Source organism: Paenibacillus sp. DMB20 (assembly GCF_000987955.1).
GTDB lineage: Bacteria > Bacillota > Bacilli > Paenibacillales > Paenibacillaceae > Paenibacillus_AQ.
Map to the genome: position 1 here is coordinate 38532 of NZ_LAZU01000032.1, position 16243 is coordinate 54774.

The 16243-nt window shown below is 55.1% G+C and carries 12 protein-coding genes and 3 pseudogenes; 5 read left to right on the top strand and 10 right to left on the bottom strand.

The genetic code is table 11. The annotated features are described in order from the left end of the window. Positions 1 to 81 precede the first annotated feature (81 nt). Positions 82 to 1125, top strand: coding sequence for a YkvI family membrane protein (locus XI25_RS16010; RefSeq protein ID WP_046679459.1), 1044 nt, complete (start codon positions 82 to 84; stop codon positions 1123 to 1125). A gap of 120 nt (positions 1126 to 1245) precedes the next feature. On the opposite strand, the gene XI25_RS16015 is transcribed toward XI25_RS16010, so the two are convergent. The 5 genes and pseudogenes from XI25_RS16015 to XI25_RS16030 form a co-directional block, all read right to left on the bottom strand. Then, positions 1246 to 4053 carry a hypothetical protein gene (locus XI25_RS16015; protein ID WP_046679460.1) on the bottom strand — a complete coding sequence of 936 codons (2808 nt, stop codon included), beginning with the start codon at positions 4051 to 4053 and terminating at the stop codon, positions 1246 to 1248. A gap of 52 nt (positions 4054 to 4105) precedes the next feature. Further along, entirely contained in the window at positions 4106 to 4315 is a 210-nt protein-coding gene (locus XI25_RS34760; protein ID WP_046679461.1) for a hypothetical protein, read from the bottom strand. 64 nt (positions 4316 to 4379) lie between these two features. Next, positions 4380 to 4436 (bottom strand): annotated as a pseudogene (locus XI25_RS34765) (hypothetical protein); the annotation flags it as partial. 11 nt (positions 4437 to 4447) lie between these two features. Continuing rightward, a complete protein-coding gene (locus XI25_RS16025; protein ID WP_046679462.1) occupies positions 4448 to 5749 on the bottom strand; it encodes a metallophosphoesterase family protein in 1302 nt (433 codons plus the stop codon). 15 nt (positions 5750 to 5764) lie between these two features. Next, positions 5765 to 6889: a glycosyltransferase family 4 protein gene (locus tag XI25_RS16030; protein WP_046679463.1), complete on the bottom strand. Its 1125-nt coding sequence runs from the start codon at positions 6887 to 6889 to the stop codon at positions 5765 to 5767. 105 nt (positions 6890 to 6994) lie between these two features. Between XI25_RS16030 and XI25_RS16035 the strand changes: the two genes are divergently transcribed. Next, complete coding sequence (locus tag XI25_RS16035; RefSeq protein ID WP_235439921.1) at positions 6995 to 8149, top strand: GGDEF domain-containing protein; 1155 nt, start codon at positions 6995 to 6997, stop codon at positions 8147 to 8149. Positions 8150 to 8407: 258 nt separating this feature from the next. Then, positions 8408 to 9787 carry an RsmB/NOP family class I SAM-dependent RNA methyltransferase gene (locus tag XI25_RS16040; protein WP_046679464.1) on the top strand — a complete coding sequence of 460 codons (1380 nt, stop codon included), beginning with the start codon at positions 8408 to 8410 and terminating at the stop codon, positions 9785 to 9787. A gap of 630 nt (positions 9788 to 10417) precedes the next feature. On the opposite strand, the gene XI25_RS16045 is transcribed toward XI25_RS16040, so the two are convergent. The 3 genes and pseudogenes from XI25_RS16045 to XI25_RS16055 form a co-directional block, all read right to left on the bottom strand. After that, complete coding sequence (locus XI25_RS16045; RefSeq protein WP_046679465.1) at positions 10418 to 11218, bottom strand: HAD family hydrolase; 801 nt, start codon at positions 11216 to 11218, stop codon at positions 10418 to 10420. 22 nt (positions 11219 to 11240) lie between these two features. Beyond that, a pseudogene (locus tag XI25_RS16050) lies at positions 11241 to 12040 on the bottom strand (pseudouridine synthase). Next, the gene (locus XI25_RS16055) at positions 12037 to 13704 is read right to left on the bottom strand and encodes an RsmB/NOP family class I SAM-dependent RNA methyltransferase (protein ID WP_046679466.1); all 1668 of its coding nucleotides are present in this window, start codon (positions 13702 to 13704) and stop codon (positions 12037 to 12039) included. Before XI25_RS16055 ends, XI25_RS16050 begins: the two are co-directional and overlap by 4 nt. A 162-nt stretch (positions 13705 to 13866) precedes the next feature. Here XI25_RS16055 and XI25_RS16060 point away from each other — a divergent pair, with 162 nt between their 5' ends. Together XI25_RS16060 and XI25_RS16065 are read left to right on the top strand one after the other, a co-directional pair. Further along, complete coding sequence (locus XI25_RS16060; RefSeq protein WP_046679548.1) at positions 13867 to 14391, top strand: thioredoxin family protein; 525 nt, start codon at positions 13867 to 13869, stop codon at positions 14389 to 14391. Continuing rightward, positions 14391 to 14846 (top strand): PCYCGC motif-containing (lipo)protein, encoded by a 456-nt coding sequence (locus XI25_RS16065; protein ID WP_046679467.1) that lies wholly within the window; start codon positions 14391 to 14393, stop codon positions 14844 to 14846. The genes XI25_RS16060 and XI25_RS16065 overlap by 1 nt, the downstream gene beginning before the upstream one ends. Before the next feature lie 74 nt (positions 14847 to 14920). Here the strand turns inward: XI25_RS16065 and XI25_RS16070 are convergent, their stop codons facing one another. Together XI25_RS16070 and XI25_RS16075 are read right to left on the bottom strand one after the other, a co-directional pair. Next, positions 14921 to 15403, bottom strand: coding sequence for a DUF309 domain-containing protein (locus tag XI25_RS16070; RefSeq protein WP_046679468.1), 483 nt, complete (start codon positions 15401 to 15403; stop codon positions 14921 to 14923). Beyond that, positions 15393 to 16221: pseudogene (locus tag XI25_RS16075) on the bottom strand (GTP pyrophosphokinase). Before XI25_RS16075 ends, XI25_RS16070 begins: the two are co-directional and overlap by 11 nt. Positions 16222 to 16243 lie beyond the last annotated feature (22 nt).

Sequence of the window (16243 nt, forward strand, 5' to 3'; positions counted from 1 at the left end):
TTCCAGTCATGTCCCGCGAAGATCGGGCATACCTTGTACTATGCCGTGAGGCCGCAACCACACTGAAAAGGAGGCTTCGACGTGAAAAACCGGATTCGCGTTTTCCAAATCGCTTTTACATATATAGGAACGATTGTGGGTGCCGGCTTCGCAACGGGACGGGAGGTTTTGCAATTTTTCACCCAATTTGGGTATTGGGCCGTGCTTACCATCTTGTTGTCCACCGTTTTATTTATTTGGCTCGGCACCAAAATCATGACCATCTCGCGCAGAATCGGCGCCAAATCCTATGAGGACCTGAACAAGCATCTGTTCGGAGAGCGGCTGGGCGGGTGGATCAGCCTCTTCATGCTCGTCATTCTGATCGGCGTCAACAGCGTTATGCTTGCCGGGGCGGGCTCCGTTTTCATGGAAAACCTGAACATGCACTATCAGACTGGGCTGATTCTAACCATGGTGGGTACCTTTTTCATTCTGCGCAAAGGCATTCAATCGATCATGTTCATGAACAGCATCGTTGTGCCCATGATGCTCATTCTGTCGCTGCTTATTATTTCGCAAACGATGAACATGCCTGGAGCGGACAGGTTTGTGACCCTGACCACCGAGCACAGCCTTCCATTTGTATGGCTCGCGCCGTTTCTGTACACCGCCTTCAATCTCGTCATGGCGATGCCGGTCCTCGTCCCGCTCGGCAGCCATACCGAAAGCTTTCGGTCCATACGATGGGGCGGGGTTCTTGGAGGAACGGGCGTAGGCTTTATGCTGATGTCCGCGCACTTTGCCATGTCGGCGCAAATGCCGGGCGTAGCCCAGTTTGAAATTCCGATGGGCAGCATCGCTTACCAGCTGGGCTGGTTTGTGCAGACCGTGTACATCATTCTGATATTCATGGAAATTTTCAGCACGTTTGTGGCGGACGTTTACGGGATCGCGCTTCAAGTGCAGCAGCGTACCTCCCTCTCTCCGCAGACCATAACGATCGGCATTATGCTGATCTGTTATTTCTTCAGCCAATTCGGCTTCAGCTCCCTGCTGTCGGTGCTGTATCCGTTATTCGGCGCACTCTGCCTGTTCTGGGCGCTTCGGCTTACCATATTCGGCACTTCACCGACCCGGCGATAAATATAAATGGTTACCCTTGACCGGAGGCAGCGGGAAGGCTTTAAAAAATCAACGTCCGCCCTCGTTTATTCCAGGCAGGCCGCGAAACTAAGGCTCGGCCTTCAGGGGCCGAGCCTTTGCCTACATATGAATAAACCTTGCCCCAGGATGAACGTCCCGGATCATGCCGGCCACATGGGCATGGCAGGTCATCAGGATAACCTGCCTGTCGGTTGACACATCGCGGACCAGCTCAAGGGCATGCTTTAACCGGTCGCCGTCAAAATTGACAAATATATCGTCCAGCACCAGCGGGATGCCGCCCTTGCCGGACATCAGATCCACCAAAGCCAGGCGCATGGCAAAATACAGCTGCTCAGCCGTTCCGCGGCTGAGCCTGATGCTCTCCACAAGGGCTCCGGCGCTTTGCTCGGCCAGCAGCATCTGATCCTCCATTCGCATCAGCACCCGGCTGTATGCACCTCCGGTTAGCCGGCTGAAATACCGGGAAGCCAGCTTCAACACATGAGGCTGCTTCTCTTCCTCGTACATTTTACGGGTCCGGCGAATGAGCTCCGCCCCGATGGAGCGTACGGCATATTGCACCACGATGTCCTTAAGGGCGGCCTGCTGCTCCTCCAGCTGTTGAAGGGAGTCCTCCTCCGACCCTTTCCGTTCCAGACTCTCCTTCTCCTGAAGAAGCCTTCCTTTGCGTTCCTGAAGCTCATCGCGCTCCCGGTCGTCATTAGCCGCATCGGCTTCCCTCGCTTCGCACGCTTTCTCCAGCTCGGATGCGTCAAGCCTGTTCAGGACCTCTTCCAGCCGCTTTCGGCTGTCTCCGTCCCAACCGCTGTACATGGCAACCTCTTCATGCCGTATAAGACGCTTCAGTTCTTCACGCCGCAGCACCGAGGCCCCCTTGCGGATAAATTCCTCTTCGTCACCCGCCCCGCCTGCCTGCAGCAGAGCCGCTTCCTCTTCCCGCAAACGGCGCAGCTCCTCCCGGATTTCGGCTGCCTCTCTCAGCAGCGTCTCCCGTCTCGCCAACAGATGTTTCCGTTCTCCCATCGTTTCCCGGTAAACTTCCCATTCCCGGTACAGGTCCTTCAGGAAAGACGTTTCCCCTCTATCCCGAATCCCCATGTCCCGGAAAAGGGAGAAGCACTTTTCCTCAAAGTCCGCTTCATCCCGTGCCAGACCGTCGATTTTACCGGACAGGGCCCTCATTTGGCGAATCAACTCGTTCCCCTGCTCCGCCGCTGCCATAATATCCATGACCCCGTCCGGCGAGAGGCGGTCCGGAAGCCGCTTTTCGGCAAGCCAAGCCTCCCACTCCAACTCCAGCTCGGCAAACCGCCGCTCTTCCTGCTGCAGCACCCGCCCGATATGGGAAAGCTCCGTCTCTTGCTGGGACACGCGTTCCTCGGCCGCTGCCGCTTCGGCGGACAACCGCTGAATCCGGTGCTGCCACCCCTGCCATTCTTCCATGAGCTTCCTCAATTCGCGAAGCCGGCTTTCCAGCAGGATGGGATCCTGCTTCATCCGTCCTGCCGGACCGAGTTTCCGCTGAGGCATGCTCTCGCCGGCCGGAGCAGCGTAAGGATCTTCGATTAACGCCGCAAAAAGACTTGCAACCTCCTCGCCGCCCTCAAGGTCCTGATCGCTTTCGTCTTTACCTTCAAGGAACCCATCGACGACGCTCCCCGAGGCACGTTCCTTTCGGCCGCTGAGCCATACATACAAATCGCTTCCAAGCAGCAGTACGGCCGTCGCAGCCGCCGCCTCGTAAGCTTTCGTCCAAAGCAAAGCCGAAGGAAGAAGGAGGGTAAGAACGGATAAACCCAGCAGCAGCTTTTTATATACCGCCGGCAGACCTGACTGCCGTTCCACCCGGGGCGGAGACGTTTCAGCTTGGCTTCGCGCCAGTCTTGCTTCTCTCCAGCGATCGGCCTCCAGCTGCAGCCTTCCCCACAACGCCACGGTCTCCCGGGGCGCGGAAGGCCGGATCATGTAAAAATGGGACTCCCCTTTGTCGCTCTCCTCCCGCAAGCTGCGCCGTGCTTCTCTTAAGGCGGATTCGGCAACGGATAATGCCCTCTGAGCCGACCGGTGCTCAAGCGATAGGCTCTCCATCCGGCGGTCATATCCTGCAAAAGACGCTCCCATCCGCCGGATATCTTCCTTCTCGGCAGCCGATACCTTGAACGTCGTCAGTTGATCCGCATTCCAGGAAGAATCAATGGATTGCAGGATTCGGGATAGTCGTTCCTCCAGTATTTTACGCTCGGCCGACAGCTCCAATTTTTCCTGTCGCCGCCCTTCGAACAAAGGGTAACTTGTCCATATTCGCTCAATGTTCGGACCGCTTTCTTCAAGCTGCGGATTTTCCCGCAAACTTCGCAGCTGGGCATCGATTTCTTCCAACGCCATGTCCGCCTTCGCGGAACGTTGCGTGAGGCTCCGCCCCGCTTCTTGCAGCGCTTCCCAGCGCTTCAGGCCGTTCAACGGAAACGCGGCGCTCTCGGGGAGGGTTTCCAGCTCCAGCAGGTGCTCCCTCCAGGACAGCCACAGCGGGCGGATCTCCAATGCCTTGCGCAGCAAGAGCAGTTCTTCCGCGGTTCTTGCGCGTCTGGCTTCAAGCTCCGACAAATCTTGTTCGATCACTATTAACCCGTTGACCGTTTCGTTATAACGCGGAAGGAAGGAGCGGCTTTCAGCCAGGCGGCCCCGAAGCAGATCGATGGTTTGAATCGTCTTGGCGCTTTCTTGTACCCTGCCTCTTGGCTTATAAAGCTTGTCCATTTCCTGCATAAGCCGGCGCTCAGCCTGGACGATGCCGCTGCCCCCGCCAATCCCGGCATGGAACAAGTACCGGTTCATCTCTTCGGATTGCAGCGTGCGAATTTCCTGCAATTCGCTCAAGGATACGGCAAACAGCTGACGAAACATGTTCTCGGACACGCCGCCCAGCAGATCCCGTTCCAGCTCGGACTGCAGGGCCTCACGGACCCCCCCCGTTCCGGTCGCTAACCGTGACGGTCAACCGTTCTCCCCGGCCGGCCTGGGACCCCTCCGCCGAACCGGCAAATCTTCGGATCGCCCACGCCTTGCCTTCCCGATCCAGCATATTCAGCTCGCCGCCATGAACGCCGCCTTCCGTGGGCTCGCCGCGCTGAGCGGGATGACTCCGACCGGGAAAACCGTACAGCATCGCGCGTATGAAAAAAAAGGACCGAGCTCTTGCCTGCCTCATTCGGTCCGTATAGGACCGTAATCATATCCCCAAGCTCCAGCTCCCGGCCGCGGACGGCTCCAAAGCCGCCGATATTCATTCTCCGGATTATCACGCCGTTTCACCTCCGCCGCCCTGTTCCTGAAGCAGCAGGGTCGTAAGCTCGACCGCACGGCGAAGCCACTCCCTCTGCTCGTCCGGAGTCACGGCGGAAAGCAGCGACCGGATCTCGGCCTGGTCCAGCAAGGGTCTCAGCGCATGGCTGACCAATTCTGACTCCATATGACCTTCCAGCTCGGCTTCCGCAAGGCGCAGCAGCTCTCCGTTGAAGCTGTCCTCCGTCCGCAGCCGCTCCCAATCCACTTCCGCTCCGAATTCCGGCACAAAACTTTCGATCCATACGCAGCCCCCGAACCCGCCTGTCGCAGCCTTGCTTTCGGCACTTCGGCGCAACTCCGACTTCAGGTCGTCCAGAATAAAACCGTCCTCCAGCTGCCTGTGGAGAGGCCCCCTGCCTGTCACCGCAATCCGTACAATGCTCAGCCTTGAATGATGGGTTGCCGAAAGCTCCGCGACCAAGCGGTCCAGCTCGAGCCTCCACGCCTCCACTTGATCGAAGCCGTCGATGGGAGCCTCCATCCGGAACCATCGTACCGTGTCCAACTCATGAAACGTTAAGGCGGCTTTCCCGTTTTCATTCACGCTAACCAGGTAGCAGCCTTTCGGGCCGGTTTCCCGAATATTGCGGCCCTGGATATTTCCGGGATAAACGATATACGGCGACTCGTTCAAGATCCGGCGGGAATGAATGTGACCCAGCGCCCAGTAGTCGCAGCCCTTGGAGATCAGGTCCCTCTTCGTGCAGGGCGCATAGGTTTCATGGGCCTGATCGCCGTCCACATTGGCATGCAGCATGGCAATGTGGAACAGCTCCGGGTTATCCCTATTTGCCGGATAACCCAGAGCTATATTCTCTGTTACCTTCGCGGTCGGATAAGACATGCCGCTGATTACGGCCGCCTCGCGTCCGTCCCGCCGCCGTGCCGTGACCGATTCCGGCTCCGAGCCGAACACATGCACGTTCGGCGGCAGCGTGACGGCAAGCCTCGGACTATCGAGCGGGTCATGGTTGCCGTGAATGAGATATACGCCGATCCCCTCGCGATGCAGCGTCTCCAGCGCCTCCGCCAAACGAAGCTGCGCACGCAGCGAAGTTTGGGCGCTGTCGTACACATCGCCGCTGATCACGATAAAATCGACCCTTTCGGAGACGGCCAGGCCGACCATGCGCTCCAAAGCCGCGAAGGTCGACTGCCGCAGGTGCTTCCGCAAAAGGTCGCTTATGCCCGACATGCCCGTAAACGGACTGTCCAGATGCAAATCGGCTGCATGGATAAAACGGAAAGGAAGCATGATAAGTCCTCTTTCTTACGATTGATATTTCAGATACAGTTTTTTAAGCTCGTTTACCGATTTCGCGAGCGAATATTGATTCTTCGCCTTATCCCATGCGGTCCGGGCAAGCTCATACCGGTACTGCGGATCGGAAATGACTTTTTCGAGCGCTTCGCTAAGCGCGGACGGGTCCTCCGGCGGAACGAGCAAGCCGTTCACGCCGTCCTCGATCTGCTCGGCAATGCCCCCCACATTGGTGCCGACAAGCGCCAGACAGCTAAGCGCTGCCTCAGCAAACACCGATCCGAAAGCCTCCGCGCGGGACGGCAGCACAAAAATATCAAAAAAGGGCATGAATTCCTCCGGGTGCAGCGTATAGCCGTAAAAGATCGTCTCTTGGTATATGCCCAGCTCCTTGGCCATATTCTCCAAATCCTGGCGGGAAGGTCCGTCACCGATGATGTGAAGCACGTACTCGTACCCTTTTACCTTTAAATCGGCACAAGCTTTAAGCAGAATGTCGAGCCCCTTCGCGGGAACGAGACGGCACACTGTAATCAGCTGTGGAACCTCGTTCTCATGGGGCACCGGCTTGAACCGCTTTTCATCGAATCCGTTCCGGATCACGCCGATGGCTTCGGGAGACTCCACATAGGGAGACATATACTCGGCAAAGGATTTGGAGACCGTCAGCAGCCGCTCGCTCACAAATTCAAGCTCCCGGTAGAGGGCAACCAGAAAGCGGTGCTCCAGACCGCCGGGCTCGATTCTCCCGTTCAGGATAAGCTCCCGTTCGTAGCTGGAATGGACCGTTTGGATCAGCGGCGTGTCCGGAAACGCGGCCTTCATCGCCATGCCGGCGATCGGATGATGGGCATGGATCAGGTCGTAGCGCTTTTGAATCCGAAGGCGGACCCACCATACGTAGTCGATATACGTTTGGATGTATTTTTGAACAATGGGACTGTTTCCGAACTCTTTCCAGTCAAAAGTATGGAATACGGGCTCCTCTTGTCCCTTGTTGCGAATTCTTTTGGGCAGCCAGAACATCTCCATGTCCCAGCGCGATGAATGAAATCTTTCCTGCATATAAGGAATCATCGAAGAGACGCCTCCCGGCTGTTCAGGAGGGAAAAACAAAGCCTGCAGCAGTTTCATGGAGATCCCCCTTTCTGTATGTCTCTTTTCAGACGCTTTTCGATTATGATATATTGGAACATATGTTTCAATATAGGAAAATCATCCCTTCAGGAGTCGATATTATTGCCTAACGACGTTTCAACCCTGTGGAACTCGATCCCGTTTTCCGGCATTGTTTCCGTATGCGCCGCTTATTGCGCTATCATGATGCTCCTAATATGCCTCCTTATGTACAGCAGACAGCGGAAGAAGGCCTATCTGTTCATGGCGGCCGCATTCTTCTTCATTATGACATATGAGGGTCTGAACATCCATCAGTCTTTCTCCGGTCAAACCCTGCTCCCGAACCTGGAGGCCATGCGCCCGCTTCAGCTGTTTTCGCTTGTTCTGCTGAACCTTTCGGTTTTGCTGCTGTATCGGCGCGTCCGAAGGGCCTACTACGGCATGACCGCGATTGCAGCCGTGCTCCTGATAGTTCCCCTGTTCCTTCCGCCCGACATCAGCCCCTTGTGGCCGAAGCTTTACTGGGACGGCATGGAGTGGCTGATCATTTTTCTGTCCTTTGCCAAAATCGCTCCCGTCATCGGCCAGCGCCGCAAATACTCCTTCGGGCTTGCCATCTATTCGGTTTGGGCAGCCGTACATAACATACACAGCCATCTTTATCCCGGCGAGGATATCCATGGAGCCCTTCAATTCACGGCCGTGCTTCCGCTGGCGTTTTACAGCATCATCTTCTTTATCCTCTTTCAGCGTATCATCGAGCTGATGCAGTCCATTTACCGCTCTTCCATAACGGATGGACTGACCGGTTTGTACAACCGCCGCTACTTCATGAAGCATCTCAACCAGTTCGTTGCGCAAGGCTTAAAAATATCGGCGATTTTTTGCGATATCGACAACTTCAAGAAGCTGAACGACACGCAGGGCCACGCCAAAGCGGACGAGGTGCTGAAGCAGGTTGCTTCCATCATGGAGGAGGAACTGGAAGGGGTCGGGCTTACCGGACGTTACGGCGGTGAAGAGCTGGTTGCTCTCGTCGTCAGCCGTGGAAGCCAGGCGGCCCAAATTGCCGAGCGCATCCGATTCCGCGTAGCGGAAGAAACCATGGTGACGGTCAGCGTGGGGTACAGCTCGCTCCGTAAAGGCGTTACCGGCGACGGGCTGATGAAACAGGCCGATGAGGCAATGTACCATTCCAAAACCACGGGCAAAAACCGGGTAACCGATTACCATAGCTTGGGCAGACCGTCCAAGGCGCAGGAGGCCGCGAACTAGGGTGGCCGCGTTTGGGAGAAGCCCCAAATCCTCATCAGAACCGCCATTTTATTTCACAAAAAAAAATGTTTTAAAATAAAAAAATGCCTCATTCGGGCAAGCTGCTCCTTTAAGCCCCCGAGTGCATGCATTTTTTTTAATTTTTAAGAGTGAAGCGGCCAAACCGAGCTATTTATGAATCCCAAGAACGCATATCGGCGGAATTGTTTCGTCGAAGGGACGTTCTTGGAAGTTTTTCGATGATGAGGAGAGTGTTGGATGGAGAAAAATAAATTGCCGTCAGCTTTTATTGACCGGATGGAAGTGCTTTTGCAGGGGGAAATGAACGAATTTATGAACAGCTTCGATGGTCCGCGTACCCAGGGCCTGCGCCTGAATGCTTTAAAAGCCGGGCTTAATCCTGCAGCCGTCAGTGGTTTATCGGATAAATTCGAGTTGAAGCCGGTACCCTGGTGTCAGGCAGGCTATTACTACGAGGAACCGCACAGACCCGGAAAGCACCCTTATCATTCCGCAGGCCTGTATTACATCCAGGAGCCCTCGGCCATGTCCGCGGCGGAGATGCTGGACCCCCAGCCCGGTGAGACGGTGCTTGATCTCGCCGCCGCCCCCGGAGGAAAGACCAGCCATATCGCTTCCAAAATGCAGGGACAAGGGCTGCTTGTCTCGAATGAGATTCATCCCGAACGGGCCAAAATATTAGCCGAAAACGTGGAACGGATGGGCATAACGCGCTGCGTCGTGACCTCCGCGGCCCCGGATGAGCTTTCCCGCCGCTTTCCGCTCAGCTTTGACCGGATTATGCTGGACGCGCCTTGCTCCGGGGAAGGGATGTTCCGAAAAGATCCGGGTGCGGTTCTGGAATGGTCGCCCGAGTTGGTCGAGGTCTGCGCGGCCCGGCAGTGGGACATTATCCGGGAGGCCCACGCCATGCTGAAGCCTGGCGGCGTCATGGCTTACTCCACCTGCACGTTCAATACGTCAGAGAATGAGGACCTGATCGCCCGGTTTCTCGGCAGTTATCCGGATATGGAGCCGATTGCCCAAAAGCGTCTCTGGCCCCATAAGGAACGGGGAGAAGGCCATTTTGTCGCGCTGCTCCGCAAAGCGAAGTCCAGCAGCGAAGCTGAAGCCCCGGAAACTTCGGCATCCGTCCGGCGCAAAAACCTTAAACCCGGGAAAACCGCCGCCCAAGAGCAGCTCGCCTGGAAAGAATTCAGCCAATGGGCCGAGGAGAACGTTGCGGGTTTATCGCTTGGACAAGGCAAGCCCCTCCGTTTTGGGGACGAGCTGTACTATCTTCCCGTAAGCGGGGACATCGAATGGACGGGAGTCCAACTGCAAGGTCTTAAAATGCCGAGAGCCGGTCTGCACCTGGCTCATCTGAAGAAGAACCGGGTTGAACCCGCGCATGCCTTGGCCATGGCGATGTCTCCGGATCAATGCGTTAGACAATGGGACATGCCCGCGGAATCGGAGGAGGCAGCCGCCTTCCTGCATGGGGAAACCCTGCAGCTGGATCCGGCCCTGCGAGGATGGACCCTTGTAGCGATTGACGGACTGCCCGTAGGCTGGGGAAAAAGCAGCGGCGGACAGTTGAAAAACCATCTTCCCAAAGGGCTCCGCAGCAACAGGTAAGCCGGAGCCGTGCCAAGCGGCGCCATCGCTCTTTCTCAAGGGCGGCGGCGCCGCTTGCGTTTGACAACTTAAAAAAAATCGCATGGTTGCAAAGGTAATTGAAATGAATTACGTTCCGTACCAGGCCTCATATGCTCCTCATTCACCAACCGGACTGCCTCCATCTTTAACTCCAAGGAGTACTGCCGAAAGGTTTGTCCTTTTGGGGCCATGAAAAATCACGAGCATCATACCAATTAACAAATGAATTTACATCACTCATTGGAAAATCATAATCCTTTATCAAGCCGTTTGTCATTGTAACCACTAGGATCGCTCTGTCTCCCGTTGGTTCTGGTTCTGGATTTGGTTCTGGGACGGATTGGAACTACCTGTTTCCTGATATGGTAAAAATCCATCGGGAATTTGATATTTGATTGGACTAGCGCCAAAATCAGCACTCAAAGTTGTTGAAGATCCCGAAGAACCAATATGAACTATTCCAGGAGAAATAGCACTTCCCACTTGAGAAGATTTTTTGCATGGATCTGTCCATGAAAATAAATGATTTATGTTGTTATTCTAAAAAACCTCCGGGTCCCCCGCAACACGGGGAACCCGGAGGCTTTTACAATCCATGAACCTTCGAGATCAGGACAAGCAGTATTTCACCAGCGCTTCGTGCACGCCGTCTTCATTGTTGGAAGCCGTTACGGCATCCGCCGCGGCTTTCACTTCCACCGGAGAGTTGTCCATCGCGATCCCCATCCCGGCAAAGGTCAGCATCGTAATGTCATTATAATAGTTGCCGATCGCCAGCACCTCTTCCGCCTCAAATCCCCGCATGGCGGCAAGCTGCTTCAGCGCGTTGCCCTTGGAAGCCTGTTCCTGCATCAAATCGATGAAATACTCCCCGCTTCGGAGCATATTAAACACCGGGGTCCACTTGCCCCATTCCTCATAGACCGCGTCCATGTCCTTGGATTCCCCAAATGCCGTGAATTTCACGACCGGTCCCTCAAGCTCCTCCCATGCCGGAAGGTTGGAAGGCATCATCAGGTAGTTTTCGTACATATAACGTACCGGTCCGGCCAGCGCATCCACGTTGTCCACGTACATGCCGAATGCCGTGTTGACGTCAAAGTGAACCCCTTTTTCCCGGCAGTAATCCATGAACGGGGTTAACGCCATATTGTCCATTCCGAATTGATGAATGATTTTGCGGGTTTCCACTTCCACGGTAGCGCCGCCGTTGTGGCTGATCACGTAACCCGTCAGTCCCATTTGTTCCATAAAGGGAATGCTGTTCTGCGGCCCGCGCCCCGTGCAAAGCACGATCTCGATCCCCTGTTTTGCGGCTTCCATGACCGTGTTCATGGTACGTTCCGTTATCATGTGATCGTCATTCAGCAGTGTACCGTCTACATCCAGTGCTACCAATTTGTATGCCATGTCTCCATCCATCCTCTTCTCTTTATTCCGTACTGCTTGTATATGAATCGCTGCCTGCCGGGGACTCGGGTGGCAGCTTGCCCAGAAGGCTAAGCTCTTCCGGGGTTAGCTCCCGGTACTTGCCGATCGGCAGCGTCTCATCCAACTGCAGTCCGCCCATGCTCACTCTTTTCAGGTATACCACTTTTTTTGCCCACGGCTTCAAACATTCGTTTCACCTGATGGAATTTGCCCTCATGAATCGTCACCGATATCCTGGAGAGCGGCCCCTGCTCCCTTTCCTCTACCGATCGTATCGTCAATTCGGCAGGGAGCGTGACATACCCGTCATCCAGCGTAACGCCCCGCGAAAAAAAGAATTACGTCCTCTTCGCTCACCCGGCCCGCCACATCCGCTTCGTACGTTTTTGGCACATGCTTTTTGGGCGACAGCAGCTCATGGGACAGCTTTCCGTCATTCGTGAGCAGCAGCAGTCCCTCCGTATCCTTGTCCAACCGCCCTACCGGAAAAGGCTCATACACCCGATAAGACTCGTCGATCAGATCAAGAACGGTCCGGTCGCGATTATCTTCCGTAGCCGATACGACACCCGGCGGTTTATGAAGCATCAGGTAAATAAACTCCCTGTAAATAATTTGTTCCCCTTCTACCTCAATGACGTCCCGGTACGGGTCGACATGCATGCCGGGGTCCTTCACCACAGCCGCATTGACCGTGATGCCGCCCTGCTTTACCGTCTTTTTCAGCTCCGCGCGGGAGCCGTACCCCATATTGGATAACACCTTGTCCAGCCTTTGGGTCGACTTTCCCTTGGCGCTCATACCGATGTCCACCTCCAGCCCGCAGGATACTCGTTCTTCAGCAAACCGGACTGCCACTTGCCCCATCCGGCCGCATAACCATCAATACATACTAACACAAAACCCTTGGTACCGGTGACAGATTCGTTGCCAAGCCGGACCCGTTCCTCCGGAATTTCAAGCGTTTCCCCCTTGAGGTATCGAACCGCCTCTCCATCCTTGGAGGACAGGCTGATCACCCGCCCGGCCTCTTCAGGCCGCAGCGCGGTTGCCAAGGGATGCCCGGGCACAAACCTTCCGTTCTTCGCCTGGCCCATATACCAGCCCGCACGAACGGTCTTCAATCCTTTCAACCGTTCCTCCGGGACCGGGGACAAATAAATATTCTGCCCGTACAAGACCGGATAACCGCCGGTAATGTCCAAATGAAGCTGTCCGTCCATAAATTCATGAAACGCCCCCAGCAATTCGGAGCCGCTGAGGTTATCCCCGCGTAACGTACGATCGCGACGTCCACCTTCCCGGGCGGCACGGTCGTTCCGGCCGCCATGCCGGTTCATCCCGGAATCCCCCTTCCCTTTCTTTAAGCGCCCTCCCTCCGCCCGAAAGAGCTTTGATTTAGGTTTCCCTGCTGCAGGAGCAATGGCGGCGTAGGCCTCCGCGGTACGCTCAGCCCCCCCTCCGCTTAGGTCGGTTTCATAGGGGAGGCCGTCTTCTTCCGGTCTTTCGCTTTTGCGCAGAACGGCCATGAAGTGGCCCTCGCCCTTGACCCGGTGAGGCCACAGCCGCCCCGTGCCGGCGGTTTGGGCAATAAAGGCCGCATCTTCGCGCCCGTTCAGACCCCACTCAGGCAAGCCGTGCTTCTCAAGCCAAGCCGCTTCTCCCGGCGAGAACCACTCGGAGTCACCAATAGGGACTACTGAAAACTCCGAATGGTCCTTCAGAAAAGCGGCGATGATGCCTTCATTCTCTTCGGGGGAAAAGGTGCAGGTGGAATATACCATCGTCCCTCCCGCGCTCAGCATTTTGGCTGCAGAGGCCAGGATCTCCTTCTGCATGGCGGCGTATTTGAGCGGGGAGGCTTCCTCCCAATACTTGAGCATGTCCTCGTCCTTTCGAAACATGCCTTCCCCGGAGCACGGAGCGTCAATCAAAATCTTATTGAAATAACGCGGGAAAGCCTCAGCAATCCGCTCCGGGGATTCATTAAGCACGACGGCGTTGCGCACCCCGTACATTTCCAGATTTTTAGCAAGCGCCTTCGTCCGGTCCGGATGAAGATCATTGCTGACCAGGTGGCCTGAACCGCATAGCTTGGCCGCAATCTGGGTCGATTTCCCCCCAGGTGCCGCGCACAGGTCGAGTACGCGGTCTCCCGGCTCTACGCCCAGCAGCTCCACGGGCGCCATTGCGCTGGGCTCCTGGATATAATAAAGCCCCGCATGATAATAGGGATGCAGCCCGGGACGGGCGCCTTCCTTCACATAAAACCCCGTTTTGCACCATGGAATCGGCTCAAGCTCAAACGGGGATATCTCCGTAAAATCGGAAACGCCGATTTTCAAAGTGTTAATGCGTATCCCGGCATGCGGTATTTGATCATAGGAACGCTTAAATGGATCGAATTCATCGCCGAGCAGCGATTTCATTTTCGCCTCGAAAGGCGTCGGAAGCTTAAAATCCATATATCTACCTGCCTCTCTGATTCTGTCATGTTCATAAGATTGTCAATTTTTCTAGGGGACCTTATGTTGTTCCTCTGTGACTTTTTTATATTGTATAATAAATTATCATTGAAAGGGACATGCCCTTTTGAAGCCAATTTGAATATTATCGGGGGTGAGCATTTGAACCGCAAGAAAAAGAATTACACGGGACTTTACATGTTTGGCGGCGCCTTGCTCGTGCTGATCGGCCTGCTGGCTTTCCTGAATATGCAGGGCGAGAAGAGCGAATTGTACGGCGGCAAGAAAGTAGCGGATATGAACCCGGCCACCAAAGCCATTCTGGATGATCCCAATTACCAGCAAATCATCCTGCCTGACGACCTCAACAAGAAGGTGGCGGACAAAGAAAGCTTTTTCGTCTATTTCTTTGCTTCCGATTGCCCCAGCTGCAAAGCCACGACACCGCAGCTGATGCCGCTTGCCAAGGATTCCGGCGTATACCTGCATCAATATAATCTCCGGGAATATCAGGACGGATTCAGGCAGTATAACATTGAATTTACACCCACCCTCGTATTTTTCGAGAACGGAGTCGAGAAAGAACGCATCGTCGGCGGCATAAGTCCGGAAGGGACCCCGGACGGCAACACGGCGGAAACCTTCACTCAATTCTTCGATAAATATAAAGGGAGCGTGAAGCCGTAATGCGTAAACAAGCGCTCGCAGCCGCCGGCATTGCCGCCCTGCTGCTCTTGTCCGGCTGCGGAGGCAAGGAATCGGCCCTCTCCCACCAGCACGGCGCCGACTCCGAGCAGTATGAAACCACGTCCTCCATCGACGTGATGCCAAAGCTGCTGTCCGTATACACGGATAATACCCAGGCATCTTATGCTGCCGTCGGCAGTGTTGAAGACATTTTGAAGGAACTGAAATGCTACTGCGGCTGCATGGATAACGACAAAGTCCATGACTCCCTGCACCGCTGCTTTATTGCCGAGAAGAACGAAGACGGCGTCAAATGGACGGACCACGGGGCCCAATGCGGCATCTGCCTCTCGGAACTTCAGGACGCCAAGCGTTTGAAAGAAGAAGGCAAATCGATCGAGGAGATCAAAACCTTTATCGACAACAAATACAAAGGAACCGGACCGCAGGCATAATTTTTTCTTCCCCTGATTTCGGAAATCAACAAACCCGCTGTGCTTCTTAAACAGCGGGTTTGTTTGTTATTCGTTTATTTTTGGCTTACCGTAACGCTTCTCGCATGTTTACGCGCGTGTTTCGCGGAGCGCTGCGGACCGCGCCTCTGGGGAATATTCGGGCGGATTCCCGGAGATGCCTCCCTGACGGCTTTCTGCAAAACCGGGTCTATAACTTCGATGGACAGGTCATGGTAGGAAAACGGCGCCTCGTCATAACGCTTCAATCGTTCGGCATAGAGCCGGATTTCCCCGACCAGCTTTTCCATATCAATCCCCAGTTCCCTGTGGGAACATGGCTCCAGCCGGGCCAGCGCGGCCGACATCATCTTCTCCCCTCCGCGCACGTTGCCGTTCCGGAAATGATACAGGCCGACCGCAGCCTGGAGCAAGCCTTTGTAGCGGGGATCCTTATCGCGGGCGAGCCAGAGTTCTTCGAGCACCTCGTGGCATTCGAAATAGTCCCGGTCCCGGTTGAAGTATACCAGGTAAGCCACGTACAACGGCTCATATTTCATGATCTTGTTCCTTCTGCTGCCTGGAAGACGCCAGCATGTCTTTGACTTCCGCGAGCAGCTCTTTCACCGCTTCCATGTCATGATCCTGCCCTTGAGCCTGCCAGATCGTATTAAACCGTTCCTGAAACTCGATGGCTTCATTAACCCGGTGATGGAAATACAGCTGATGGATCGCCTTCAGCAGCTGCGAGGTAATGTTCGAGTTATCCTCGAACTGTTTCTGGGCCTCCAGAATGTCCTCCCGGATGCTCGACATTTCGTTATCCAGCGTGTTGGCCGCTTCGGCCGCTTTTTTTAAGGCGCAGCCGAATTTCTTCCGGCAGGCTTTCCCGGTATTTGTAGCTTAGGGAATGCTCGATGGTTGCCCAGAAATTCATCGCCAACGTCCGGATTTGTATTTCGGCGAGCACGATTTTCTGGCCGAGTGCCGTCTGAACGGGGTACTCCACGATCATGTGAAAGCTCCGGTACCCGCTCTCTTTATAGTTCGTTATATAGTCCTTTTCATACAATACCTTCAAATCTTTTCTGCCGCGGATATATTCCGCCACCCGCCGGATGTCCTCGACGAACTGGCACATAATCCGGATTCCGGCGATATCTTCGATTCCGGTCTCCAACTGGTCCATCGGAACGTGAAGACGCTTCGCTTTGTCCAGAATGCTCGAAATCTTCTTCACGCGCCCGGTTACGAATTCGATTGGTGCATACTCTTCCCGTTTCTTGAGCTCAGACCGCATCGTCTTAAATTTGACCTTCAACTCTTCAACGGCCTGTTCGTACGGAAGCAAAAAAGTCCCCCAGTCTCTACCGTCCATCGTCGTGCCTCCTGTCTTTAAC

Bases quoted from the DNA above. Each gene is read 5' to 3' on its own strand.
- XI25_RS16015 (WP_046679460.1), bottom strand. From the start codon at position 4,053: ATGTTTCGTCAGCTGTTTGCCGTATCCTTGAGCGAATTGCAGGAAATT.
- XI25_RS34760 (WP_046679461.1), bottom strand. From the start codon at position 4,315: ATGCTGTACGGTTTTCCCGGTCGGAGTCATCCCGCTCAGCGCGGCGAG.
- XI25_RS16025 (WP_046679462.1), bottom strand. From the start codon at position 5,749: ATGCTTCCTTTCCGTTTTATCCATGCAGCCGATTTGCATCTGGACAGT.
- XI25_RS16030 (WP_046679463.1), bottom strand. From the start codon at position 6,889: ATGAAACTGCTGCAGGCTTTGTTTTTCCCTCCTGAACAGCCGGGAGGC.
- XI25_RS16040 (WP_046679464.1), top strand. From the start codon at position 8,408: ATGGAGAAAAATAAATTGCCGTCAGCTTTTATTGACCGGATGGAAGTG.
- XI25_RS16045 (WP_046679465.1), bottom strand. From the start codon at position 11,218: ATGGCATACAAATTGGTAGCACTGGATGTAGACGGTACACTGCTGAAT.
- XI25_RS16055 (WP_046679466.1), bottom strand. From the start codon at position 13,704: ATGGATTTTAAGCTTCCGACGCCTTTCGAGGCGAAAATGAAATCGCTG.
- XI25_RS16065 (WP_046679467.1), top strand. From the start codon at position 14,391: ATGCGTAAACAAGCGCTCGCAGCCGCCGGCATTGCCGCCCTGCTGCTC.
- XI25_RS16070 (WP_046679468.1), bottom strand. From the start codon at position 15,403: ATGAAATATGAGCCGTTGTACGTGGCTTACCTGGTATACTTCAACCGG.